This is a genomic window from Pseudomonas sp. Marseille-Q7302, assembly GCF_965111925.1.
Map to the genome: position 1 here is coordinate 4188602 of NZ_CBCOPK010000001.1, position 24594 is coordinate 4213195.

Annotated in this window: 22 protein-coding genes; 11 read left to right on the forward strand and 11 right to left on the reverse strand. The window is 67.2% G+C overall.

All coding sequences use genetic code 11. The features are described from left to right. Positions 1-248: 248 nt before the first annotated feature. The 4 genes from ACWPW1_RS19520 to ACWPW1_RS19535 all read left to right on the forward strand — a co-directional run bounded on the left by ACWPW1_RS19520 (position 249) and on the right by ACWPW1_RS19535 (position 5816). Positions 249-1517 (forward strand): OprD family porin, encoded by a 1269-nt coding sequence (locus tag ACWPW1_RS19520; RefSeq protein ID WP_454253747.1) that lies wholly within the window; start codon positions 249-251, stop codon positions 1515-1517. A gap of 149 nt (positions 1518-1666) precedes the next feature. Then, positions 1667-2731 carry a PA0069 family radical SAM protein gene (locus ACWPW1_RS19525; RefSeq protein ID WP_454253748.1) on the forward strand — a complete coding sequence of 355 codons (1065 nt, stop codon included), beginning with the start codon at positions 1667-1669 and terminating at the stop codon, positions 2729-2731. A 440-nt stretch (positions 2732-3171) separates the two neighbouring features. Continuing rightward, positions 3172-4989 carry a prolyl oligopeptidase family serine peptidase gene (locus ACWPW1_RS19530; protein WP_454253749.1) on the forward strand — a complete coding sequence of 606 codons (1818 nt, stop codon included), beginning with the start codon at positions 3172-3174 and terminating at the stop codon, positions 4987-4989. Between the two features lie 86 nt (positions 4990-5075). Beyond that, entirely contained in the window at positions 5076-5816 is a 741-nt protein-coding gene (locus tag ACWPW1_RS19535; RefSeq protein WP_454253750.1) for a DUF502 domain-containing protein, read from the forward strand. Here ACWPW1_RS19535 and ACWPW1_RS19540 read toward each other — a convergent pair. Then, positions 5813-6610, reverse strand: a complete 798-nt coding sequence (locus tag ACWPW1_RS19540) for an SDR family NAD(P)-dependent oxidoreductase (protein WP_059316948.1) — start codon at positions 6608-6610, stop codon at positions 5813-5815. The genes ACWPW1_RS19535 and ACWPW1_RS19540 overlap by 4 nt on opposite strands. Positions 6611-6763: 153 nt before the next feature. Here ACWPW1_RS19540 and ACWPW1_RS19545 point away from each other — a divergent pair, with 153 nt between their 5' ends. Together ACWPW1_RS19545 and ACWPW1_RS19550 are read left to right on the forward strand one after the other, a co-directional pair. Then, a complete protein-coding gene (locus ACWPW1_RS19545) occupies positions 6764-7207 on the forward strand; it encodes a thiol-disulfide oxidoreductase DCC family protein (RefSeq protein WP_454253751.1) in 444 nt (147 codons plus the stop codon). Between the two features lie 129 nt (positions 7208-7336). Then, the gene (locus tag ACWPW1_RS19550) at positions 7337-8602 is read left to right on the forward strand and encodes an Hsp70 family protein (RefSeq protein ID WP_271653080.1); all 1266 of its coding nucleotides are present in this window, start codon (positions 7337-7339) and stop codon (positions 8600-8602) included. 49 nt (positions 8603-8651) lie between these two features. Here ACWPW1_RS19550 and ACWPW1_RS19555 read toward each other — a convergent pair whose 3' ends face one another. The 5 genes from ACWPW1_RS19555 to ACWPW1_RS19575 all read right to left on the reverse strand — a co-directional run bounded on the left by ACWPW1_RS19555 (position 8652) and on the right by ACWPW1_RS19575 (position 12621). Then, positions 8652-9230, reverse strand: coding sequence for a DUF308 domain-containing protein (locus tag ACWPW1_RS19555; protein WP_454253752.1), 579 nt, complete (start codon positions 9228-9230; stop codon positions 8652-8654). 197 nt (positions 9231-9427) lie between these two features. Then, positions 9428-10258: an oxidoreductase gene (locus ACWPW1_RS19560; protein ID WP_454253753.1), complete on the reverse strand. Its 831-nt coding sequence runs from the start codon at positions 10256-10258 to the stop codon at positions 9428-9430. A gap of 31 nt (positions 10259-10289) precedes the next feature. Further along, positions 10290-10556, reverse strand: coding sequence for a hypothetical protein (locus tag ACWPW1_RS19565; RefSeq protein ID WP_454253754.1), 267 nt, complete (start codon positions 10554-10556; stop codon positions 10290-10292). A gap of 63 nt (positions 10557-10619) precedes the next feature. Further along, positions 10620-11714 (reverse strand): MFS transporter, encoded by a 1095-nt coding sequence (locus ACWPW1_RS19570; RefSeq protein WP_454253755.1) that lies wholly within the window; start codon positions 11712-11714, stop codon positions 10620-10622. Between the two features lie 160 nt (positions 11715-11874). Then, a complete protein-coding gene (locus ACWPW1_RS19575) occupies positions 11875-12621 on the reverse strand; it encodes an SDR family NAD(P)-dependent oxidoreductase (RefSeq protein ID WP_454253756.1) in 747 nt (248 codons plus the stop codon). A gap of 150 nt (positions 12622-12771) precedes the next feature. Between ACWPW1_RS19575 and ACWPW1_RS19580 the strand changes: the two genes are divergently transcribed. Beyond that, positions 12772-13629, forward strand: a complete 858-nt coding sequence (locus ACWPW1_RS19580) for a LysR family transcriptional regulator (RefSeq protein WP_454253757.1) — start codon at positions 12772-12774, stop codon at positions 13627-13629. Between the two features lie 70 nt (positions 13630-13699). Here the strand turns inward: ACWPW1_RS19580 and bdcA are convergent, their stop codons facing one another. Next, on the reverse strand, positions 13700-14413 hold the full coding sequence (bdcA, locus tag ACWPW1_RS19585) for an SDR family oxidoreductase (RefSeq protein ID WP_454253758.1): 714 nt from the start codon (positions 14411-14413) through the stop codon (positions 13700-13702). A 72-nt stretch (positions 14414-14485) separates the two neighbouring features. Here bdcA and ACWPW1_RS19590 point away from each other — a divergent pair, with 72 nt between their 5' ends. From ACWPW1_RS19590 to ACWPW1_RS19600, 3 genes are all read left to right on the forward strand, one after another. Then, positions 14486-15079, forward strand: a complete 594-nt coding sequence (locus tag ACWPW1_RS19590) for a TetR/AcrR family transcriptional regulator (RefSeq protein WP_271653082.1) — start codon at positions 14486-14488, stop codon at positions 15077-15079. 208 nt (positions 15080-15287) lie between these two features. Beyond that, positions 15288-15737 carry a GyrI-like domain-containing protein gene (locus ACWPW1_RS19595; RefSeq protein WP_454253759.1) on the forward strand — a complete coding sequence of 150 codons (450 nt, stop codon included), beginning with the start codon at positions 15288-15290 and terminating at the stop codon, positions 15735-15737. 116 nt (positions 15738-15853) lie between these two features. After that, positions 15854-16759: an NAD-dependent protein deacetylase gene (locus ACWPW1_RS19600; protein WP_059316249.1), complete on the forward strand. Its 906-nt coding sequence runs from the start codon at positions 15854-15856 to the stop codon at positions 16757-16759. Here the strand turns inward: ACWPW1_RS19600 and ACWPW1_RS19605 are convergent. The 3 genes from ACWPW1_RS19605 to ACWPW1_RS19615 all read right to left on the reverse strand — a co-directional run bounded on the left by ACWPW1_RS19605 (position 16686) and on the right by ACWPW1_RS19615 (position 22906). Continuing rightward, complete coding sequence (locus tag ACWPW1_RS19605; protein WP_059316250.1) at positions 16686-17831, reverse strand: acyltransferase family protein; 1146 nt, start codon at positions 17829-17831, stop codon at positions 16686-16688. The genes ACWPW1_RS19600 and ACWPW1_RS19605 overlap by 74 nt on opposite strands. A gap of 309 nt (positions 17832-18140) precedes the next feature. Beyond that, positions 18141-20573 carry a glucan 1,4-alpha-glucosidase gene (locus tag ACWPW1_RS19610; RefSeq protein WP_454253760.1) on the reverse strand — a complete coding sequence of 811 codons (2433 nt, stop codon included), beginning with the start codon at positions 20571-20573 and terminating at the stop codon, positions 18141-18143. A 101-nt stretch (positions 20574-20674) separates the two neighbouring features. Then, positions 20675-22906, reverse strand: coding sequence for an FUSC family protein (locus tag ACWPW1_RS19615; RefSeq protein WP_454253761.1), 2232 nt, complete (start codon positions 22904-22906; stop codon positions 20675-20677). Between the two features lie 164 nt (positions 22907-23070). Here ACWPW1_RS19615 and ACWPW1_RS19620 point away from each other — a divergent pair, with 164 nt between their 5' ends. Then, on the forward strand, positions 23071-24000 hold the full coding sequence (locus ACWPW1_RS19620; protein WP_454253944.1) for a LysR family transcriptional regulator: 930 nt from the start codon (positions 23071-23073) through the stop codon (positions 23998-24000). Positions 24001-24003: 3 nt separating this feature from the next. On the opposite strand, the gene ACWPW1_RS19625 is transcribed toward ACWPW1_RS19620, so the two are convergent. After that, positions 24004-24537: a cytochrome b gene (locus ACWPW1_RS19625; RefSeq protein WP_454253762.1), complete on the reverse strand. Its 534-nt coding sequence runs from the start codon at positions 24535-24537 to the stop codon at positions 24004-24006. Positions 24538-24594: the final 57 nt, after the last annotated feature.

Sequence of the window (24594 nt, forward strand, 5' to 3'; positions counted from 1 at the left end):
TTGGAGCCCTCGTCAGCCGAGGGCTCCGGCCTGCTACCTTGGTAGTCTTGCCCCAAGACATACGTTGTCATATAACTACTCAGCCGCTCGTATCGGCTACTGCTTTCCAATAATTCAAATAAGAAAGGAATCCGTCATGTCGCCTGCCCCTTCCTAGCGCCACCTCGCCTCGTCCCGCTCTCCCGCCCTCGTCAGATGCCGCCCCTGTGCCGGCAGGGCACCCCTTACCCACAATAACAAGGAACCTCATGAGCACTCGACTCGCTTCCGGCCGGCTCGGCCGTGCCTGCGCCGCCTTCGCCGCCCTGGCCAGCACCACGCCGCTGTGGGCCGCCGACAACGGTTTCATCGAAGGCACCAAGGCCAACCTCAACCTGCGCAATTACTACATCAATCGCAACTTCGTCGATCCGGCCTACACCGCGCAGGACAAGGCCGAGGAATGGACCCAGAGCTTCATCTTCGGCCTGACCTCCGGCTACACCCAGGGGCCGGTGGGCTTCGGCATCGATGCCCTGGGTCTTTATTCGGTCAAGCTCGATGGCGGCGCCGGTACCTATGGCACCGGGTTGCTGCCGACCCACGCCGGCAACGAACCCGCCAAGGACTTCGGGCGCCTGGCGGTGGCGGCCAAGGCCAAGGTTTCCAAGACCGATATCAAGGTCGGCGAATGGTTCGCCGTGCTGCCGATCCTCAGGTCCGACGATGGTCGCTCGCTGCCGCAGACCTTCCAGGGTGCCCAGCTCCACTCCACCGAGATCCAGAATCTGGAACTCTGGGGTGGCCAGATGCGCCAGAACAGCCCGCGCAACGATGCCAGCATGGAAGACATGTTCATGCAGGGCCGCGCCAATGCCACGTCCGACCGCTTCAACTACGTCGGTGGCGAATACAGGTTCAACGAGAAGCGCACCCAGATCGGCCTCTGGTACGCCCAACTCGAAGATATCTACAGCCAGAAGTTCATCAACCTGGTCCACTACCAGCCGGTGGGCAGCTGGACCCTGGGCGCCAACCTCGGCTACTTCGTTGGCGACGACGACGGCTCGGCCCGCGCGGGCGCCCTGGACAACCGCACCGCCTATGCCCTGCTCTCCGCCAAGCAGGGCGGCGGCACCTTCTACGTCGGCCTGCAGCGCGTCAGCGGCGACAGCCCCTGGATGAGGGTCAACGGCACCAGCGGTGGCACCCTGGGCAACGACAGCTACAACTCCAGCTACGACAACGCCCGGGAACGCTCCTGGCAGGTGCGCTACGACCACAACTTCGCCGCCTTCGGCGTGCCGGGCCTGACCCTGATGAACCGCTACATCAGCGGCGACAACGTGCACACCGGCACCATCACCGACGGCAAGGAATGGGGTCGCGAGTCCGAGGTGCAATACGAGGTGCAGAGCGGTCCGCTGAAGAAGCTGCTGATTCGCTGGCGCAACTCCAGCATGAGACGCGACTACAGCGCCAGCGGCTCCTTCGACGAGAACCGCATCATCCTCAACTATCCGATCTCGGTGTTGTAGGGCGCAGTTTCGGCGGCGGCCGGGGTGGCCGCCGCTCGCGCCGACTGGACTCGTTGACAGCCGTTCCTACAGTCCAGCCGACCGCCGCACCCTTGCCCCGATCCCTCAGGCCTTATACTGTACAAAGATACAGCTTTCGAGGCCTCCGCATGACCCAGCCCCAGCGCCCGCCACGGGGTCGTGGCACCGCCAGCAATCCGCACAATCGCTTTGCCGCCACCCGTAGCGAGGCCGAGCATGACGGCTGGTACGAAGAGGCGACGCCGCTGACCTTCACCACCAGCGTCCGCCAGGAAACGGCGAAGACCGTGATCAGCCGCAACCAGTCCCCGGATGTCGGCTTCGATCGCTCGGTGAATCCCTACCGTGGCTGCGAGCACGGCTGCATCTACTGCTTCGCCCGCCCCTCCCACGCCTACTGGGATCTCTCGCCAGGCATCGACTTCGAGACCCAGCTGATCGCCAAGACCAACCTGGCCGAGCGGCTGGAGGCGGAGCTGAGCAAGCCGGGCTACCAGCCGCAACCCATCGCCCTGGGCATCAACACCGATAGCTACCAGCCCATCGAGCGCCAGTACCAGCTGACCCGCCAGGCGCTGGAAATCCTGCTGCGCTATCGCCATCCGGTAACGATCATCACCAAGAGCGCGCTGATCCTGCGCGATTTGGATCTCTTCGTGCAGCTCGCCGAGCGCAATCTGGTCCGCGTCGCCTTCAGCCTCACCACGCTGGACGATGACCTCAAGCGCGTCCTCGAACCGCGCACCGCGGCGCCCCAGGCCCGCTTGCGCGCCATGCGTACCCTGCACGAGCACGGGGTGCCGGTGAGTGCCCTGCTGGCGCCGATGATTCCCATGATCAACGACCATGAACTGGAGGCCCTGCTGGAAGCGGCCCGCGACCACGGTGCCCGCTCGGCCGGCTATGCGTTGTTGCGGCTGCCACTGGAGATCGCCGACCTGTTCGAGGAGTGGCTGCAGACGCACTTCCCCGAACGCGCCGCCCATGTGATGAGCCTGATCCGGCAGTCGCGTGGCGGCAAGAACTACGACAGTCGCTTCGGCATCCGCATGAAGGGCGAAGGCCAGTTCGCCGAGCTCCTGGCCCAGCGCTTTCGCCTGGCCCGCCGCCGCTTCGGCCTGGAACGCCGCGAGGGCGAGGGCCTGGATTGCAGCCAGTTCGCCCTGCCGGGGGAGCAATTGGGATTGTTCTAGGACAGGCGCCGCACGAACTGCTCCCTCACCCCAACCCTCTCCCAGCGGGAGAGGGGGAAAAGCAGTTCACGCTTCGTAGGTTGGGTTGAGCACAGCGAAGCCCAACAATCCTGCCCCTCACCCCAGCCCTCTCCCAAAGGGAGAGAGGAAAAGCGGCGCGCCCATAGGTTGGGTTGAGCGCAGCGAAGCCCAACACCCCTACCTCCTCACCCCAGCCCTCTCCCAAAGGGAGGGGAAAAGCGGCGCACCCGTAGGTTGGGTTGAGCACAGCGAAGTCCAACGATCCGCCCCCTCACCCCAACCCTCCCTCAGCGGGAGAGGGGAAAAGCGGCGCACTCGTAGGTTGGGTTGAGCGTAGCGAAGCCCAACGGGCCGGCACGCCCCCCAGACCTTCCCACACAGCTGCTAGGCTAACGGCTGTTCCTACTTCCGGAGTCGCCATGACCGCCCCTACCTCGCTCACGCCGGCCCAGGCCGTTGCCGCCGGCATCGACTTCGCCGAACTCAAGGTCGACGCCAGTGGCCTCTACTGGAGCCAGTACGACCCTACCGATGGCGCCACCCGGCTGTGGTTGCGCGCATCCGGCGCCGCACCGCGGTGCCTCACGCCGGCAGGCTTCAGCCTGCGCAGCAAGGTGTATGAGTACGGCGGTGGCGCCCTGTGCCTGGCGAACGAGGGACCGCTGTTCGTCAACGAGGGGGATCAGGCGATCTATCGCCAACCCCGGGACGGCAGCGCCCCCGAACGCCTGGCGGGCGGCGAACGCTGGCGCTACGGCGACCTGCACTGGGATGGCGTCCGGCAGCGGGTGCTGGCGGTCGAGGAAGACCGCAGCGAACAGCCGCCGCGGCATCGCCTGGTCGCCCTGAGCTCGGGCGGCGAGCGCCAGGTGCTGGCCGAGGGCGCGGATTTCTATGCGGCGCCGCGTACCAGCGCCGACGGCCGTCGCCTGGCCTGGATCGAGTGGGACAGGCCGCACCAGCCCTGGACGCGGACTCGTCTGCTGGCCGCGGTACTGGACGCTCAAGGACGCCCTAGCGCACCTACGGTCGTTTCGGCCGATCCCGACGAATCGCTGCAACAGCCGCTCTTCGATAGCGAGCACCGGCTCTGGGCACTGAGCGATCGTCAGGGCTGGTGGCAACCCTGGTGCGAGACCCCGGAGGGTTTCACACCGCAAGAGGCACCGGCAGCGGATCATGCCGCAGCGCCCTGGCAACTAGGCGGCTCCAGCTGGCTGCCAACGGTGCAAGGCTGGCTGGCGACCTGGCAGGAGGCCGGCTTCGGCCTCCTCGGCGAGCGGCGGGCGAATGGCGAGATCCGGCGTCTGGCCGCGGATTTCAGCCGTTTCCGCGGCCTGGCCCTGGACGAGGATCACTGCTACTGCATCGCCGCTGCGCCGACCCGGCCGTCGGCCGTGCTGGCCATCGACCGCCAGACCGGTGCGGTGGAGATCGTCACCGGTGGCGTGGCGCCCCTGGCGGAGGCCACCATCGTCGCGCCGCAGCCGCTGAGCTACCCCAGCGGCGATGGCCAGGCCCAGGGCTTTCTCTATCTGCCCGACATCCAGGCCGAGGGCCCACCCCCGCTGCTGGTCAGCATCCATGGCGGCCCCACCTCCTGCACCTATCCGGTGTTCGATGCGCGTATCCAGTTCTGGGTCCGCCAGGGCTTCGCCGTGGCCGATCTCAACTATCGCGGCAGCAGCGGCCATGGCCGGGCCTATCGCCAGGCGCTGCACCTGCGCTGGGGCGAGGTGGACGTCGAGGATGCCTGCGCGGTGGTCGAGCACCTCGGCGCCCAGGGGCTGGCGGATCCGCACCGCGCCTTTATCCGCGGTGGCAGCGCCGGTGGCTACACGGTGCTCTGCGCCCTGGCCTTCCGCGACGTCTTCCGCGCCGGCGCCAGCCTCTATGGCGTCAGCGATCCCCTGGCGCTGGCCAAGGCCACCCACAAGTTCGAGGCGGACTACCTGGACTGGTTGATTGGCGATCCCGAAGCCGACCGGGACCGCTACGAGGCGCGGACCCCGCTGCTGCATGCCGATGGCATCCAGGCGCCGGTGATCTTCCTGCAGGGCCTCAAGGACGCCGTGGTGGTCCCGGCCCAGACCGACGCCATGGCTGCCGCCCTGGAAGCGCGCGGCATACCGGTGGTGGTCAGGCGCTATCCCGACGAGGGCCATGGCTTTCGCCAGGCAGCCAACCAGGCCGATGCCCTGGAGCAGGAGGCAGCCTTCTATCGCCGCTGGCTGTGATCGAGACGCGCTCAGAAAGTCGGTCCGGGCCGACGCTGAGCGCACCCAGGCCGTATAGAATGGCGCTTTAGCCGTCGAGTTCTTGCATGCCCTTCGTTCGCCGCAGTATCGAAAGCGTCGTATCCACCTGGCTGGCCGGCCTGCTCTTGCTCCTGCCGCTGGTGCTGACCCTGGCGCTGATCGGCTGGATCGTCAGCTTCCTCAACGGGCTGATCGGACCCAACACCACCCTGGGCAGGCTGTTCGTGGCGGTCGGTCACCCCTTCGTCGGCAACTCCCTGGCGGCCTACGGCCTCGGTACCCTGCTGCTGCTGGTGCTGCTTTATCCATTGGGACTGGCGGTCAAGCTGGGGCTGCGCCGGCCGCTGGGCTGGTTCGCCGACGTGACCTTCCGCCGCATTCCGGTGGTGGGCAAGCTCTATGGCCTGGCCGAGCGGTTCGTCGAGTTGCTCGACCGCAAGGAAGGCGGGGCGGATATCCGCGCCATGAGTCCGGTGTGGTGCTTCTTCGGGGGCCAGGGCGTGGCGGTGCTTGCATTGCTGCCCAATCCGGCGGTGATCGACATCGACGGCCGCCACTATCACGCCGTGCTGGTGCCCTCGGCGCCGGTGCCGGTGGGCGGTGGGTTGCTCTATGTACCGGTGGACTGGGTGAAGCCGGCGGACATGGGCATCGACATGTTCACCAGCATCTATGTCTCCATGGGCATCACCCTGCCACCGGTGGTCAAGGATCGCCAGGTGGAGTTCATTCCCCTGGAAGAGGCGGTACGCCGCCAGCAGGGGCAGGAAGACGGGACGGCCGAGGAGCCGCCCCGCTCGTCCTAGTTCTGCACGGCCTGGACCGAGCCACCGTCGACGCGCAGATTGCTGCCATTGATGAAGGAGGCACGCTCTGACACCAGCAGGGCGATGGCCGCGGCCACCTCTTCCACCTTGCCGCGACGCTTCTGCACGATGCCGGGCCGCTCTTCGTCGAGAAAGCTTTCGATGGCTTCCTCGACCGACACGCCCAGTTCCTTGGCCCGCTTTTCCATCATGCCGTCGGTCATGCCGGTCTCGATGAAGGCCGGCGAGACGGTGTTGCACAGCACGCCGTGGGCTGCCTCCTGGTAGGACAGATTCTTGATGAAGGCGGCCAGGGCGGCCTTGGCCACGTTGTAAACGGCCTCTTCCCAATAGGGCTGGACGGCGTTTTCCGAGGTGATGCAGACGAAGCGACCCCAGCCCCGCGTGCGCATGCGCGGAATGGCGGCGCGGCCGACACGCACGGCGGAAAAGAAGTCGGTGGCCCAGGCTTCCTGGTAGTCGGCGTCGCTCAGCTCCAGGGGATCGCCCTTGGCACCGGTAACACCCGCGGTGTGGACCACGATGTCGATCTGGCCGAAACGGGCCTCACCCTGCTCCACCAGCTTGTCCACCGCAGCCTGGTCGGTCATGTCGGCGGCGATCAGCAGCGGCTCGCCCGGCAGGCGCTTGGCCGCTTCCTCCAGCTTGCCCTGCTCCAGGTCGGACAGCACCAGCTTGACGCCTTCTTCGGCCAACAGCGTCGCCGTGGCCAGACCTATGCCACCACTGGCACCCGTGATGAGGGCGACGCGCCCCTTGATTCCCAGATCCATACCGACCTCGCTCATTGATTGCGTACAGTGCCGTCATCCGGCGTCTCTGATTCCGACTCGCCACAGGGCGCCGTTGCGCTTACCGTTCGGCGGAAAGCGCAACGGCTGCCCCGCCTGCCGGTCCAGATAGGCAAGACCACTGGGAAGACCACGATGCAAGCACCCCGCCTGCCCCTGACCCTTTTTCACGATGGTGCCTGCCCGCTCTGCGCTCGCGAGATCGCCTGGCTGCGCCGCCATGCCGATCCGAGTCGCCTGCACCTGGTCGACCTGGCCGCACCGGACTACCAGACCCAGGCACCCGCCGATGCCCCGCCACGCCAGGCCATGCTCGATCTGCTCCACGCCCGGGATGCCGACGGCCGCTGGTTCAAGGGCCTGGACGCCACCTACTGGAGCTGGCGTACCGCGGGACTGGGCCGCTGGGCCCAGCCGCTGGGCTGGCGGCCGCTGCGACCCGTTCTGGAACTGGGCTATCGGCTCTTCCTGAAGCTACGCCCGGGCCTGACCTGGCTGCCGCATCCGGAGGGCAGCCGGCGCTGCCAGGATGACGTCTGTACCCTGGACGAGCCGCGCGAGCCGCCGCGCAAGGGCTAGCTCCGCTGCTCTCCCGCCATCGCCAGAGTCCTGAAGAGGCGCTGATTGACCCTGCTGGCATCCGGCCAGGGTTCGCCTGCTCGCGCGTCTCGGCTAAACTGCGCGGCTGCTCGCGTTACGGATCCTGACATGTCTGCTGCTCTACCCGCCCGCGCCCTGGGCCTCGACTTCGGTACCTCCAACTCCACCGCCGGCTGGCTCAGGCCTTCGGGCGAGGTCCTGCTGGCCCTCGAAGAAGGCAAGGCCACCCTGCCCTCGGTGATCTTCTTCAACGCCGAGGAACGCCGCCCGGCCTATGGCCGCCAGGCGCTGCACGAATACCTGGAAGGGTACGAGGGCCGCCTGCTGCGCTCGCTCAAGAGCCTGCTCGGCTCCAACCTGCTCAAGGGCGAGACCAGCATCCTTGGCAGCGCCCTGCCCTTCACCGAGGTGCTCGGCCTGTTCCTCGGCACCCTCAAGCAGCGTGCCGAACAGCAGGCCGATCGCCCCTTCGACGCCGTGGTGCTGGGCCGTCCGGTGCATTTCGTCGATGACGACCCGGTCGCTGACCAAGAGGCCGAGGACACCCTGGCCACCGTGGCGCGCCAGGTAGGCTTCAGCGACATCTCCTTCCAGTTCGAACCCCTTGCCGCCGCCTTCGACTACGAGCGCAGCATCGAGCGTGAAGAATTGGTGCTGATCGTCGACATCGGCGGCGGTACCTCGGACTTCTCCCTGGTGCGCCTGGCGCCGGAGCGCCGCAACCTGGCCGACCGCGCCGGCGACATCCTCGCCACGGGCGGCGTGCACGTCGGCGGTACCGACTTCGACCGCCAGCTGAGCCTGGAAGGGGTGATGCCGCTGCTGGGCTACGGCAGCGCCATGAAGAGTGGCGCCACCATGCCCACCAGCCACTACATCAACCTGGCGACCTGGCACACTATCAATGCCGTCTACGCCAAGAAGAGCGTGCTGGGCTTGCGCGACATGAGATACGACGCTCAGGACACCCGCTGCATGGACCGCCTGTTCAAGCTCATCGAGCAGCGCGCCGGCCATTGGCTGGCGATTCAGGTGGAAGACGCCAAGATCGCCCTGACCGACGACTGGCGCCGTACCCTGCGCCTGGATCGCATCGAGACCGGCCTGGCGGCGGATCTGGAGCGCCCGCTGTTCGACGCCGCCATCGCCCTGCAGCTGGAGCGCCTGAGCCGCGGCGTGGACGACCTGCTGGCCCGGGCCGAGCTCGATCCGGCACGGGTCGACAGCCTGTTCTTCACTGGCGGCTCCAGCGGCATCCCGGCGCTGCGCCAGGCCCTGGCCAGGCGCTTCCCCGGCGCTCGCCTGGTAGATGGCGACCGCTTCGGCAACATCGGCAACGGCCTGGCCATCGAGGCGTTCAAGCGCTACGGCTGAGTCCTTCGCCACCGCCTGGGTCGGCGCCCACCAGGGCGTCGGCTCCACCTCAGGCTCGCTTGCCAGCCGCGCTCCGCCGCCATCTCGCTACCGCCAGCCAAGCCGCCGAGATCATGAAGTAGCAGGCACCGAAAGCCACATAAGGCGTCACGCTGGAAACATCCAGCGGGACTCCGTCAGTCGCCTGCTTCACGAAGAAGCCACCCGCCAGGGCGGATTGAGCGCCACTCAGGATCATCGCCCACTGGCCAGCGGACGTCCGCCAGCGCCGTACCGCCACGACCAGCTGGAAAAGCCCAGCGGCCAAGGCCCAGACCCCGAACACCCCGATCGCGGCGCCTAGGCCGAACGTCAATGCCAGCCCTATCGCCACCGCGACGCCCAGACTGACGACGGCGTTGAGCCGCTGCGCAGCGTTGTGCCGCAGCCCGCCGCTCTGGCGGGCATCCAGGACGTTCGCCAGAGCATCCCAGGCAGGGTAGAGGACGAGCAACAGCGGCCCCGCCCACCCCTGCTCGTGGCCAATGGCGAGAGCCAGCGCGATCCACAGCAGCGAAACCGCAGCCCTGATGAAATAGTAGCGTTGCAGCCAGTGGCCGGCAGTCGAATCCGGGAAGGTATGACTCATGGAGCACTCCAGCGGTGTTCATTTACGGAACGGCAAGGACGCTTGCCGAGAAAGGAATTCACTCACCAGGCAAAACGGCCCTGGCATCTCACCGCGCTGAGCGTGCCGCTCAAGCGGGTTGGGCATAGGGATCGAGATGACCCGCGAGATGGGTGGAAGGGTCGGAGTCACGGGCACTGCAGCCCCGCCGAGATCGATCAGTCGAAGTCGGTATGCAGGGCGATGTCGCGCCAGGCCGCCATGTCAGCGCGCAGCGCCTGCGACTTGCGTTCCGCGATGTCGTAGGCGACCGGTCCAAGCGGCAGATGCAAGGGCGGCTCGGTCGCCATGACGGCCTGCACTATCACTGCGGCAGCCTTTCGCGGATCTCCCGCCTGTTTGCCGTCATTGCTGTCCCGGTAGGCACGCCGGCGCCCCGCCGTGTCGGCATAGGCCGGGATCACCTGGTTCGCCATGGCGATGGAGCGCCCGAGAAAATCGGTGCGAAACGGCCCGGGCTCGACGATGGTCACGCGGATTCCGAAGGGTTCCACTTCCCTGGCCAGCGACTCGGAAAATCCCTCGACCGCAAACTTGCTCGCGCTGTAGTAGCCGGAACCTGGTCCTCCCGAAAGCCCTGCCCCGGATGACAGGTTGACGATACGGCCGCCGCCCCGTCGACGCAGGACAGGCAACGCCAAACGGGTCGTTTCGATCAGACCGAATACATTCACGTCGAATACCGGCCGGTATTCGCTGGGCTCAGCCTCCTCCACGGCACCGATGAAGCCTATCCCGGCGTTGTTCACCAGGACATCCAGACCACCGAACTCCCGCTCTGCAAAGGCAATCGCGGCAGCCACCGAGACGGGGTCAGTGACATCCAGCTGCACGGCCTTCAGGTTCTCCGGAAATTGCCGAGCCAAGGGTTGCAATACGGCGGGATCGCGAGCCGTTGCCACGATGCTGTCGCCACGCGCAGCGGCCGTTGCCGCTATATGGCCGCCAAGACCGCTCGAGCAGCCGGTAATAAGCCAGGTCTTTCTCATGCTGTTTTCCTCGTGCCTTGAAAAGTGCTTTTCACTCTGCGTCACAGGCCTTGCGCGACGCGGTCGTCGGGGCGCTAGGCCAGCTCAAAACGGCCGCTAGCGCCAAGGCACCGCCCATCGTCAGGGCGGCAACGGAAAAGGCGACCTGCACCTCTCTCCCGCCAGCGCCATCGGGGGCGAGGGCGAAAAACAGGCCACCGATGAGCGCTACCGCCAGGGCGGCGCTGATCTGCAAGGTGGCATTCATCAAGCCGGCGGCGAGTCCGGCCAGGCTCGGTGCCACCTGGTCCGCGTTCACTCTCACCAGGGCCGGAAGCGCTATGCCCTGCCCCAGGCCGATCAACAGCAGCGGTACCGGCAGTCAGGTGGGCAAGCCCGCCAGCGCGGCCGCCAACATCAGGCCCATGACCTCCAGGGCCATGCCAAAGGCGGCGGTGCGTGCGCCCATTCGTTGGGCAAGCTGCGGACTGCACAGGGGCCCGCAGAGGAATCCGATCCCCAGGGGCAGGATCGCCCAACCCGCAGCCAGGGCTCCGTGACCCAGACCGGCCTGCTGGTAGACGGCGAAGATGAGAAAGAAAGGCGCCAGGGCATAGAACAGAAAGGTCGCCAGGAGGGTGCGTCTGAGCCGGGAGGCGATGAGCAAGGAAGGCAGCACCAGGGGCGTCTCGCCGGCCGCTTCCTTGCGTTGCTCGTAGCGCCAGAAGGTGATCAGCAACCCGCCACTGACGATGAGCAGGGGCAGCGACCACCAGGGCCAATGCAGTCGTGGCCCCTCGACCAGGGGTACGACCAGCGCCAACAGCCCAGCCGCGAGCAGGCCGGCACCCATGACATCCAGCCGGCCCGGTTGCGGGGCCCGGCTCTCGCGCAGCACGACCAGCGCGGCCGGCAGGGCGCAGAGAATGACGGGAAGATTGATGAGGAAGATGCTGCGCCAGCCCAATCCGCAAGGATTGGCTTCTATCAGCACCCCACTCAAGAGCTGGCCCAGCACAGCGGCGAGTCCGAAGGTCGCGCCGTACAAGCCGAGCGCCCGATTCTTCTCTTCCGCGGGGAAGGTCGCATGGATCAGGGCCATGGACTGCGGCGCCATGATGGCAGCCGCTACGCCCTGCAGCAGCCGCCCGGCAATAAGCATGGCTGGCGTCGGCGCGACCCCGCATAGTGCAGAGGCGATACCGAAGCCCAGCATGCCGCCGAGGTAGACACGCTTGCGGCCGAACATGTCGCCCAGACGACCGCCCAGGATCAGGGTGACCGCATAAGCCGTCGCATAGACGGAGACCACCAGTTGCGCCAGGTCCGACGTGGTAGCGAAGTCGCGACGGATCACTGGGAGCGCCACATTGACGATGAAGAAGTCGAGCGGTGGCAGTAGCGTACCGACCAGCAGCACGCCCAGCGCGAACCAGCGACGGCTGTCGGGCTGGACCATGGGAAGGGATGAGTTCATGGACGTTTACCGTTAATCGAGCTGCATCCTGATCCGCGCAGGCGTTGCCGGCCCGCGACCTGTAGGTGCAGCGATTTCTCGAAAAGCGCGGCTATAGCTGGCAGGGGCGTCAGCAAGCGGCAACAGCGATCGGCGCGCGCGGCGAAGGCAACCGCCAGGTCTAGCGCATGCCGCCGGAGCCGAAGATGAATTCGCCGGTCACCCAGCCGGCATCGTCGGACGCCAGAAAGGCGACGATGGGGGCGATATCCCGTACCTGGCCGATACGGCCCAGTGGGGTGCGGGCCTCGTTCCAGGCCTGGAATTCCGCGCCCAGGGCGCCGGCGGTCCGGGTGCCCTCGGTTTCGATGAGGCCAGGATTGACGGCATTCACGCGGATACCACGAGGGCCCAGCTCGCGAGCGAGCACCCCCGTGATCGCATCGAGCGCGCCCTTGGTGCCGCTGTAGACGGCGCTTTCCGCCGGCAGGACGCTGGTGACATTCGAGCTGATGTTGATGATGCTGCTGCCGGCGCCCAGATAGGGACTGGCGGCGCCTATGAGCTGCAAGGGTCCGAGCACATTGATGTCGAATTGCAGCCGATACAGGTCTACCGTGGTGTCTTCGATCCTGGCGAACTGATAGACGCCGGAATTGTTCACCAGGATATCCAGGCGACCGAAGTGTTCGAGGGCCGCCTTTACCAAGGCCTCCATATCGGCCCGTTGGCGGACATCGGCGCGTAGCGCGATAGCCGTGCCCCCTGCTATCTCGATGTCGGCGAGGACGGCGTCCGCTCCGTCCTTGCCGGACGCATAGCTGATGACGACCTTGGCGCCGTCCGCCGCCAGTTGCCGGGCAATACCCGCGCCGATGCCCTTGGAGGCGCCTGTTACAATCGCAACCCTATCCAGCAATCTGCTCATAGCTGCTCACCTGCATGGAGCCAGTTCGAACATCACTGGCTGAATCCAAAGTATCTAAGTCGATGTGAGCCGCCATGGTCGCCCTTACGATATTGTTTGGGGACTGCCTTTCCTGCATATTTAATGTTCACTTTTGAACGTAGGTGCGCCATGGAATGGAGCGATGTACGGATCTTTCTGGCAGTCGCCCGCGGCGGATCCTATGGCTCGGCCGCGCGAGCCTTGGGAATCAGCCACCCGACGGTAGGTCGACGGATCAAAACGCTCGAGGATGAAGCCGGACAGGCGCTGCTACGGCGCACCCGCGAGGGCCTGATCCTCACGAATTCGGGAGATGCCGTATTCGCCCTGGCCGAGTCCATGGAAGCCTCGGCCCTGGCCATGGAGCGGCGTCTGGCAGGTAATCACCAGCGCCTGGAGGGCATCCTGCGAATCTCTTCGGCGGACTGGTTTGCCTGCTATGTTCTAGCGCCGGTCCTGGCCGACCTCACCCGGCGGCACCCCGCCGTGGTACCCGAGGTCATTGCCAGCTATCGACTGCTGGATCTCTCCCGCCGCGATGCGGACGTGGCCTTTCGCCTGGTGCCCTTCAGCGAACCGGATATCGTGCAGCGCCGTTTCCTGAGGATGTCCTATGGCCTCTATGGCTCCGCCGAGACGGCGCTGGCCGTGCAGGAGGATACGGCTGCGGTCGGGCTGATCCTCATGAACAGCGCGCAATCGCACTTTCCCGATGTCGCCTGGTTGCTCGATCGGCTGCCGGGAGCGCAACGTACCTTCACCAGTACCAGTCGAACCGTTCAGGCGCAGATGTGCCGCCGGGGACTGGGGGTTGCCGTCCTGCCTCGCCCGCTCGGCGATGCGACGACAGGACTGCAGCTTATCGAAAGCCTCGGCAGTCCTCCGTCACGAGATATATGGGTAGGCTATCACCAGGACCTGCGCCATATGGACAGGCTGCGGGCGCTGCTGGATATCGCCGAGGAGGTATTAGGGCCGGCGCACTAGGTACGCCGGCCGGACAACGGGTAGTCGCCCCTATCGCCTGGGCCCCGGGTGATAGGGGCGACTACCGCGATCAGGCGCCAAAGGCCCCGTCTATGGTGTGCATGGCGCCGGTGACGAAGCCAGCCTCGGGGCCGGACAGCCAGGCGACCATGCCGGCCACCTCGTCGGCGCTGCCGTGGCGCTTGATCGCCATGAAGCTGTGCATCAGCTCCTTCATGGGGCCATCGGCCGGATTCATCTCGGTATCGATAGGACCCGGCTGCACCACGTTGACGGTGATGCCGCGCGGTCCGAAATCTCGCGCCAGGCCGCGAGCCAGCCCCTGCAGGGCGGATTTGCTCACGGCATAGGCGGCCAGGCCGGGGACCGGCATGCGATCGCCGTTCACCGAGCCGATGACGATGATCCGCCCGCCCGCGGGCATCTGCCGCGCGGCTTCCACCGCCGCGTGATAGGGCGCCTGCACGTTGATGCTGAACAGGCGGTCTACGGCGTCCGGGTCCTGCTCCAGGGCATCGCCGAAGAGCGCCACGCCGGAATTCACCACCAGCACATCCAGGGGGCCGCTGTCGCGGACCCGGGCGATCACGGCATCACGATTGGCACTGTCGGTCGCCTCGGCGATGCTGCCCGTTTCCGCGGCCAGCGCCTGGGCGGCGTCCTTCGAGCTGGAATAGGTGAAAGTCACCCGGGCACCCTCGGCGGCGAAGCGCCGCACGATGGCCGCGCCTATGCCGCGACTGCCGCCCAGTACCAGCACCTTCTTGCCTGCGAAATTCGCCATGAGCCTGCCTCCTGATTAATGTAGTGAATGCTACAATAAACGTCCCCCGCCCTCTGTCAAAGCATTTTTGTAATGAGCACTACAATTAAATCCATCGCTCGCGGCCGGCCGCGTCGCTTCGATCCGGACGAGGCGGTCGCCAAGGCGCAGCGCCTGTTCCATGAAAGAGGCTATGACGGCGTGAGCGTCGCCGATCTGACCCAGGCACTCGGGATCAATCCACCCAGCTTCTATGCGGCCTTCGGCAGCAAGGGCGAGTTGTATCTCAAGGTGCTGGAGCGCTATGTCTCGAACGGCGCCCTGCGGCTGCAACAGATCCTGGAAGCCGACCAGCCGTTGGTCGTCGCCCTGACCCAGGTCCTGGAAGAGGCGGCGCGCAGCTATGCGGCCGATCCGCAGGCCGCCGGCTGCCTGGTGCTGGAGGGAACCCACTGCGACGATCCCCAGGCACGCGCGGCGGCGAATGGCTACCATCAGGCCGCGCAGGAGCTGATCCGCGCCAGCATTGCCGCACGCCAGCCGCAGCAGGCGCAGGAACTGGCCGATTTCGTCGCCACCACCATGGCCGGACTCTCCGCCAGTGCACGGCACGGCCAGAGCCTGGAGCGCCTGCTGGCCAGCGCGCGCCTGGCTGGTGTTGCCCTGGCTCAAACGCTTCCCGCCTAGAGCTGAACCGCTACCCGGCTCCAGGTCATCGCAGCCGTTGCCCTGACTGAGTTCCAGGTCAAGGCGACTGGCATGCCCAGGATGGACGGGGACGGCAGCTCGGCTAGGCTGCGACCATTGGCCCAGCCGGGTTATGCCCTGCCCTGGCTGACCGCGAGGCGCCGCTGGAGTAAGGTGGCGGCCTTCATTGCATCTTCGAGAGAGTCTCATGTCGCTGGAAATCGTCGACCATCCCGCCCTGGAAGTGACCGGCCTGCTGTTCGAGCCTGGCCAGGGCGAAGACATCGCCGCCCTCTGGCGGCGCTTCGCCGACCGTGCCGGGGAAATCACCGGACGTGAAGGCGAGGCCGAATGGTATGGCCTGAGCTGGCGTCAGGCCGGCGCCATGCATTACCTGGCCGCCGTGGCCACGGCGCCGGGTACGTCGCTGCCCGCCGGCATGGTGCGTCAGGAACTGCCGGAAGGCCGCTATGCCCGCTATGTGCACCTGGGCACCGCGCCCAGCGTGGCCAAGAGCCTGGGCCGGTTGTTCGCCGAACTGCTCCCCGCCCGCGGCCTGCAACCGCGCCCGGGTGCCTGCTTCGAGCACTACACCGAGGCCTTCACGGGCGTGGATGCCCAGGACTCGCAGATCTACATCTACGTCCCGGTGTTCTAGCAAGGCTGCCTTCGGGCGGAGCGCCGCACGCCGGACAGGACGTTCGTCAGCTGCGGCTTGCCTCCCGGCATAACCCTTTCCAAGCTGGGGATATCGCCCGCAACCCCAGGTGCCCGATGTCCCTGCCCGAGCTTCAGTCCTTTATCGCCCGGCACGAGCGGATCTTCCTGCTCACCGGTGCCGGTTGCAGCACCGATTCCGGCATTCCCGACTACCGCGACCGCGACGGCGCCTGGAAGCGCCCGCAACCGGTCACCCTGCAGGCCTTCGTCGGTGACGAGCTGCTGCGCCGCCGCTACTGGGCGCGCAGCCTGATCGGCTGGCCGCGCTTCTGCCAGGCGCGGCCCAATGCCACCCACCAGGCCCTGGCGGCCCTGGAGCGGCGCGGCCAGGTGGAGATGCTGCTGACCCAGAACGTCGATCGGCTGCACCAGGCCGCCGGCAGCGAGGCGGTGATCGACCTGCACGGCCGCCTCGACCAGATCCGTTGCCTGGGTTGCGAGATGCGCCTGCCGCGCCAGGAATTCCAGCAATGGCTGGGCGAACTCAATGGCGACTGGCTGCAGCTGGACGCGGCTACCGCGCCGGATGGCGATGCCGATCTGGAAGGCGTGGACTTCATGAGTTTCCGCGTGCCCGATTGCCCGCGCTGCGGGGCTCTGCTCAAACCGGACGTGGTGTTCTTTGGCGAACACGTGCCCGGCGCGCGGGTGGAACGCGCCTTCGCCCACCTGGGCCGCGCCGATGCGCTGCTGGTGGTGGGCTCGTCACTGATGGTCTATTCAGGCTTTCGCTTCGCCCAGGCAGCGGCCCGCGCCGGGCTGCCCATCGCCGCCCTGGGCTATGGCCGGACCCGGGCGGACGAGTTGCTGACCCTCAAGGTGGAAGACTCCTGCGCCAAGGCCCTGGCCTTCTTGCTGGAGCATCCCGGCGCGCCATCGACCTCGCTCAAGCCGGCACTTCGCGACGCTGCGGGGCTCGTCCCAGGTGCATCAGCGGACGTTCGATCCAGCAGTAGCTGAGCATCGACAGCAGGCAGGCGAGTACCAGCACCGGCGGCAGCAGCGCCATGAAGCCGAGCGTGCCCAGGGTCTCGACCGAACCCAGGTCGAGCAGGGTGAAGAGCCCATAGAGCAGCAGGCCGTGGGTGAGATAGAGGCTGTAGCTGATCTCGCCGAGGACCTTGAGGCCACGACTGCGCAAGAGGCCGAAGAGGTCGTTGCCGGCGGCCATGGCGGCGAAGGGCAGGGCCAGCGCCAGCATCTGCTTGAGGCTGTAGTCCGGCTGCAGCATGGCGTAGCCCACCAGCGCCAGCACCAGCACCGCCACCAGGGGCGTGCGCAGCCGCGCCAGCAGCGCCGGCCGATGGACCTTGACGAACACCGGCAGGAACCCCAGCAGGAACAGCAGGCCGAAGCGGGCGCCCAGCACGTGATAGTGATAGCCGGCGGCGACCAGGCCGCCCACCATCAGCACCGAGACCAGCAGCGGCAGCCCGAAGCCGCGACGATTGAACAGTGCGGCGATGATCGGCAGGGCCAGATAGAACAGCGCCTCGTAGCGCAGCGTCCAGTGGGCGCCGGCGGTCATCCAGCCGCTCTCCTCCAGGCCGTTGAGGCTGAAGCCGGAAAACAGCTCCCAGCTGAGCAGTTCGAGCATGAAGTGCTGGCCGTCGGCGATGACGAAGTGGGTGCGGATCAGGGTGAAGAGCACCACCACGGCCACCACGCAGAGATACAGCGGCATGACCCGCAGCACCCGCGAACGGAACAGCTCGCCCCAATTCGGCGTGCGCCGGTAGACCTTCCCGAAGAACAGGTAGCCGGTGATCATGAAGAACAGCGAGACCGGTACCACGCCCATGTTGTAGAGCAGGTCGCTGTCGGGTTCGCGCCACTGGCCCTCGGCCTTGAGGTGATAGGTCAGCACGAAATGCAGGCAGACCACGGCAGTGGCGAGGATGCCGCGCAGGGCATCCAGCGGTGAGGAACGCGCCAGGGTCTCCTGGGTGAGCAGCGGGCTGCGGCGCAGGGCGAAGGCCAGCAGCACCAGGGTACCCAGGTAGAGGGCGATGGGTAGAGCGACGTCAGTCATATCCGTGACCTTTGTTGGCGGAGCCAGAAGAGGCCTGCCCCCTGAGCGGACGGGCGCTCGCCGGGACAGGCACGCAGGAACAGCGACAGCCGGGCACGCTACCGCGCGGTACGCGACCGTGGGCAGGAAGACCGGAAGAAGGAAAGGAACCGTGCGAGCGGAAAGATCCGCCCGCTTCAGGAAAGCCTGAGAACGCCCATCAGACAAGTCTTGTTACAGGCGTTCCCTGGACAATGCCGTTTCGTTGCAGCGGATCAGCAGCCCTGGCACGCGGCCTGACGGTCGCGCGCCGTTCGTCGGATCCTTTGCTCAGGGCGCCAGTGCCCGCGCCACCACCGGGTAGTGATCCCATACCTGGCCATCCGCCATGGAGCGCAGCAGCTTCACGTATTCGGCGTGGGACCAGGCCAGGGGGGTGGCGGAATCGGTGCCCTGCCCCATCTGGTAGCCATGGCGCCGGTTGTCACCCACGCCATCCCAGACCTGCTCGGGCAGCATCAGGCCGGCGTTGGCGAACAGCTCCAGGCCGCGAACGTAGGTGTCACGCAGCTTGCCCAGCGCCGCCGGGTCCGGCTTGCCCTGCAGGGCCAGGCGTGCCAGCTCGTAATGGCCGCGCTCGCCGGTGAAGATCGGCCAGACCCGGCCACGCAGCCCCGAGTTGGGCACCGGCTGCTCGGTGGCCGGGAAATTGATGCCGGAGCTTTCGCTCTCGCCATAGCCGTCGTTGCCGTAGCGCCGCCAGCCGGGGAAGGTGCCGGTGACGCCGGGATACTGGAAGCTGTACTTGACCCGCAGATTCTCCGGCAGGCCTTCGTCGTCCAGCACCGCCAGGCTTTTCTGTACCAGGGGATCGCTGGCCGGTCGCACGCCGTAGCGCACCAGTTCGAGGAAGCCGGCGTCCAGCACCTGGTCCTCCGGCAGGCCCGGACGACTGTTGTTGTCCACCAGCTTGCCCTTGTCGTTGGGATCGTCGTTCTGGGTGATGCGCAGGTAGTAGTTGCCGGCGCCCAGGCTGCCCTGGGTGGTGACCATGGTCTTTTCGACCTGGCCGGAATAGCGCCGGGCGGTCTCGCGGTAACGGCTGGCATTGGCCTCGTCGCCGGCATGGCGCGCCAGCTCGCTGGCGGTGGCGAGACTGGCGATCACCGCCGCGGTGGTGGATGGCGAATAGCCCCACTGCTCTTCCCAGCGTTCCTGCTGGGTCTGCGGCGGCTTGACCTGCCAGGTGTTCCAGCCCAGGTTGACCTGGCTGTCACGGGCGAGGAAATCCGCCGCGGGCCTGAGCATGTCGCGGTACCAGCGGTCGATTTCGGCGTCGCCGAGAAGGCCACCCTGCCAGAGGCGATAGCCGAGCATGATGGGCATGGCGGTCTGGTCGAGTTGCACGCCGACCCATTCGATGGTGCCGTCGACGTGGGTCTTCTGCAGGAACCAGCCGGTGGCGCCCGGTGCCCGTACCTCGTCGCCCCGTTTCTGCTGATGGATGAAGGCGGAGCTGTCGGCCGGCTTGTGCGCGGTATTGGCATCCACCTGCACCTGCTTGAGGTAACTGAAGGCGACCTTGGGCGTCTGCCGGTCACCCAGCGCCAGCAGGGCCATGGCGCACTGGTAGAAATCCCGTGGCCAGACCGCCTTGTAGCCGGTGGTGCCCTTGCCCGCCGGCACCGTTTCACCCCAGGGATTGGAGAGCGAGGCGATCAGGGCGCCGGCGTGGGTCTTGTCCTCCTGGGCCTTGAGCACCAGGGCGCTGGCATTGAGCAGCTTGCCGCCGTCGCCGGCCTGGGCCTGCAGGCGCGGCAGCTGGTCGAGGCCGGCCAGGTAGTCCTGCCAGCCGATGGCGTCGCCCTCGCCGTTGTAGTGGGCCAGCACCTTTTGATAACCGCGGGCCAGGGTGGCATCGGCCGGCGCCTCGGCCTGGCGCGGATTGGCGCCGAAGCCCACCACCACGTCCAGGGTGGTCTCGGCGCCCTTGAGCGGCAGCTTGGCCAGCATGGCGACGTTGCCGGCCTGGTCGCCGGTGCTGCTGTAGATCTGGGTCAGTTTGCCGTTGCGGCGCAGGTCGTCGAGGCCATCGGAGCTGCCGACGAAACCTACGGTAGGCGTCTGCAGCGGCTGGCTGGCCTTCACCACCAGCGCGTGCTCGCCTTCGCTGGCGTAGAGCACCCCACCCTTCACCGCGGCGCGGTCATGGCTGCCGCTGTTGGCCAGCGCCGGATCGACATAGAGATAGGGCTGGATGCGTGGGTCCTGGCTGCGAAAGATGACGCGCATGACCAGGGTGTCCTGGTCCGGGTCGGTGAAGACGTGCTTCTCGATCTCGTAGCGGCCCTGACGGTCGCGGTTGACGATCTTGTAGGCCAGGGAGGTGGGCCGGCCGGCGGCATCGGTGGCCAGGTATTCGATGCGGCTATCGGTGTCGTCGCGCTCCAGGTGGGTGAAGTCGGGCCCGCGGATCACCAGCTGCATCTCGCGCAGCTGCGCCTCATGGATGAGACCCTGCATGGTCTCGGTGACCACGCCCTGGGCCAGGGAGAACCACACCCGCGAGACGCGGCCGGTGCTGGCCTGGTCGCTGTAGGCGCCGTCGCGATAGGCCTCGTAGCTGGTGCCGATGCCGGTCTTGCCGGAATAGGACCAGAAGGGCGTGGCACCGGGGGCACCTGGGGCTTCCAGGGCAGACGCCAGGGGCGTCAGGAGAAAACTGGCGGAACAGAGCAGCGGACGGACGAAGCGGACGGGCATGGGCAGGCGGGCCTTGTTCTGGTTGTGCCGAAAGTCGCATGGCAGAGGGCCTGACGGCCCTCCCCGTTCGTAAGCCTAGCCAATATTTCCAGAAGCGCTGCTCAGCCTTCGTCCCGCGCCGGTTGCCTGGCCGGCGGCAGGTACCCGGCCAGGGGCGAATCCGGCGCCAGCAGCGAGGTGCGGATGAAATGCAGGTAGCTGGCGATACGGCGCAGCGGTGAGCGATCGAAGTCGCCCGGATTGGGCTCCAGGTGGCGCTGGGCCTGGTGCGCCAGGGTGATGGCGTGGTCCACAGCGGCCAGGGCGCGGGCCAGGTTGGCGGCGTCGGGCTTGCGGAACAGTCGCACCAGGGCCCGTCCCAGGGCGCGAATGGCCAGGCGCCAGGCACGTTCTTGGCGATACCAGGGCAAGGGTGGCAGCGCGGCCTGCTCCAGGCGCAACTCGATGATGGCGTGGCCCAGCTCCAGACTGAGAAAGGTCCAGCGCAGCAGCCGGCGCTGCACCTCCGGCTGGCCGACGGTAAGCACCTGCACCTGGTTGAGCAGATCGCGCAGGCCGGAATCGAAGCGACCACTCAGACCGGCCAGGGGTGCCCCGATGGCATGGACCAGTCGCTCGCGCAGGGCATCTTCCAGCCGGCGCCAGACCCAGGGCTGGCTGGGCGGCAGGAGCACGCTGACGGCTACCACCGCCACCGCGCAGGCCACCCCGTAGGCCAGGTAGGTGTTGCAGAAGACATCGGCGTCGTAGCGCGGCAGATTGCCCGGCAGCGCCGCCGAGCAGAACCAGACCATCAGCCCTGTGCCATAGCCCGCCAGCCGCGGTCGAGTGATCAGCCAGGCACCGGCGGCGAACACTGGCATCAGGACCAGCAGCAACAGGGCGAAGCCGTCGATCCAGGGCAACACCTGGAATTGCAGCAGCCCACCGGCCAGGGCGCCGACCAGGGTCCCGCCGGCCAGTTGCAGGCAATAGCGGCGCGGATCGGCCGAGGTGGAGGCCAGCGCCGAGATCAGCGCCACTGCCAGGGTGCAGGCCGCGCCGCTCGGCCAAGCGGTCTCGATCCAGAACAGCCCCACGCCCAGTACCACCAGGGCGCTGCGCAGCCCGGCCATCCAGGCCACCGCGCGACTGGCCAGGGGCGTGAAGGTCTCCCGGGGTGTGGGTGTCGTACTTGCCGGCGCCTCAAGTGCCAGCTGGGCGCCAAGCAGCAGGTGCAGATCCTCGGCGAAGCGATAGAGCAGTTCGGCGGCGGTGTCGTAGTCGAGCCGGTCGGCCTGGGTGGCGGGCGCGGTCCGGATCAGCTGCTGGCGGCCACTGCGGATCGCGGCCATCAGCGTCTCGCGCTCCGTGGCCAGGCGTTCACTGAGGCGGCGCAGGTCACGCTCTTCCGGCAGGCGACCCAGGGCCGGCGCCAGGGCGGCGGCGATCAGCCCCAGGGCGGGCGCAAGCGCCTGGCGTACGGCCGGGGGCCGATCACTCAGGCGATCGAGCAGTTGGTAGAGCGCGTGGAAACGGGTGTTGAGCAGCATGAGGCGATTGCCCAGGGCGGCCAGGCGTCCGCTGCGTCGGCGCAGATAGGGTTCCTCGAAGACACTGGCGCTGCGCAGGCTTTCGAAGCCCACGGAGTCGGCAGCGAAACGCGCACTGAGCCCGGCGAAGCGTTCGCCGTCGAGCTGGCCCAGCAGACCGTCATGGGCCATGGCCAGGAAATCGCGCAGGCGCTGGGCCAGGGTCCGGCGCAGGACGCCACGGGTGGTCTGCGGCAGGATCGCGACACTTACTACCCCGGCGCAGCAGATGCCCAGGGCAATTTCCAACAGACGCCACACCGCCTGCAGAAAGGCGCCCTGGGGCTGGGCCACCGCCGGCAGCCCCACCAGGCAGGCGGTGTAGCCGGCCAGCAGGAAGCCATAGCTGCGAAAGTCGCGATAGCGCGCCGCGCCCCGGGTGCAGTAGCCGATCCACAGCACCAGGGCGCCGAGCAAGAGCACCCGCTCCTGGGCGAACAGGGCGATGGCGGCGACAGTGAAGGTGAGCCCGGCGAGACTGCCGAGGATCCGGTAGAAACTCTTGCCCAGCACCTGGCCGCTCTGCGGCTGCAAGACGATGAACACGGTAACCAGCACCGTGCTCGGTTGCGGCAGTTCCAGGCGATAGGCCAGCCACAGGGCCAGGGTGGCAGCCAACAGCGCCTTGGCGATGAAGGCCCAGGTCTGCCCATCGGTACGGGCCCATTCGCGAGCGGCGCGGCGCCAGGCGTTCAGGCTGGGCCAGTGTCTAGGAAGGGAAGCAGTGCGGTGCCGCGCGAAGAGCGGCGAAGCGAAGGGCATGGTGGGCAACGACGGGAGAGACCGGAGGGGAGGAGGCGCAGCGCCTCGGCGGCCATTCTAGAAAGCCCGCCCCACGGCGATTAAGTCGGGTGTGACGGCAAAGAGCGTTAACCAACGGGCGGGTAATGGCCCACAATGCCCCTTTCCGCCGCCCTGCCCCGCCCATGGATCATCTCTTCAATCTGCGCGCCTTCGCCTGCGTGGCCCAGACCGGCAGCTTCACCGCCGCCGCCCGCCAGCTGGAACTCACCACCGCCTATGTCTCCCGGGCGGTCAGTCAGCTGGAGCAGCACCTGCAGACCCGGCTGCTGCATCGCACCACCCGCCAGTTGCGCCTGACCGACGCCGGCGAACGCTACCTCACGCGCTGCCAGCGCATCCTCGCCGACCTCGACGAAGCCGATGCCGAGGCCCGTCACGCCCTGGCGGTGCCGCGCGGGAGGCTGCGCATCCACACCATGACCGGCCTCGGCCAGCACTATCTGATCCAGAGCCTGGCCGGCTATGCCGAGCGCTATCCCGAGGTGGATCTGGACCTGCAACTGACCAACACCTTTACCGACATCCTCAAGGAAGGCTACGACCTGTCGCTGATCCTGGCCGCTGGCCTGCCGGATTCGGCCTTCCATTCGGCGCATCTGGGCAGTACCTATAGCGTGCTCTGCGCGGCGCCTGCCTATCTGGACCGCCAGGGGCGCCCGGCCACGCCCGCCGACCTTACCGGGCATCGCTGCCTGCGCCTGGTCAATCGGGCCATGGCGCCGGATCGCTGGCTGCTGGAGGGGCCTGAAGGGATAGCTGAGGTGGCGGTGGATCGCCCCCCCTTCCAGGTCAACACCGCCGATGCCCTGGCCGAAGCCGTGGCCAGCGGCCTGGGTATCGGCGCCCTGCCGCTGTACGCCGCGGTCGCCGGCCTGGCCAGTGGCCGCCTGCAACGCGTACTGCCCGCGCACCGGCTCTATGGCCTGGACATCCATGCGCTCTATCCGTCGCGGCGCTTTCTCGACGCCAAGATCCGCACCCTGGTCGACCACCTGCGCGAGACCCTGCCCGCCCTACTGGAGCGCGATCGGCTGCTGGTGGAAGGGTCCTGACGCTTAAGGCCGCTGCTCGGGCAGCATCCGCTCCAGGGTGCCGTCACGGCGGATCGCCACATGCCAGACCACCGCCGCCACATGCAGGATCACCAACCCGTAGACGGCGAACTGGCCAGCCACATGGATGCGATTGGCGAGGATGCCGAGGGCTTCGTGGCGAGGAAAGCCGGGCAGGGAAAACAGTCCGAACACCGGCACCGGCTGTCCCTGCCCGGCCATCAGGTAGCCGGTCACCGGCATCATCAGCAGCACGGCGTAGAGCAGGCCGTGATTGAGCCCGGCGAGCAGTTGCAGCAGGCGACCGTCACGGGGGTTGGCCCGCGGCGCCGGATGCCGCCAGCGCCAGGTCAGGCGGATCAGGATCAGCAGGAACACCGAGATCCCGGTGGATTCGTGCAGCAGATACCAGAGGGTCCGCACCGGCCCAGGTGGAAAGTTTTCCGCCACCCAGACGAAGGGCAGCAGCAGGCACAGCAGCGCGACGGTCAGCCAGTGCAGCGCCTGGGCGAATCCGGTATAGCGGGCGACGGCCATGGGCAGCTCTCTCCAGCAGAAGTATTCCGATAGTGCCCTAAGCGCAGCGACAATGCC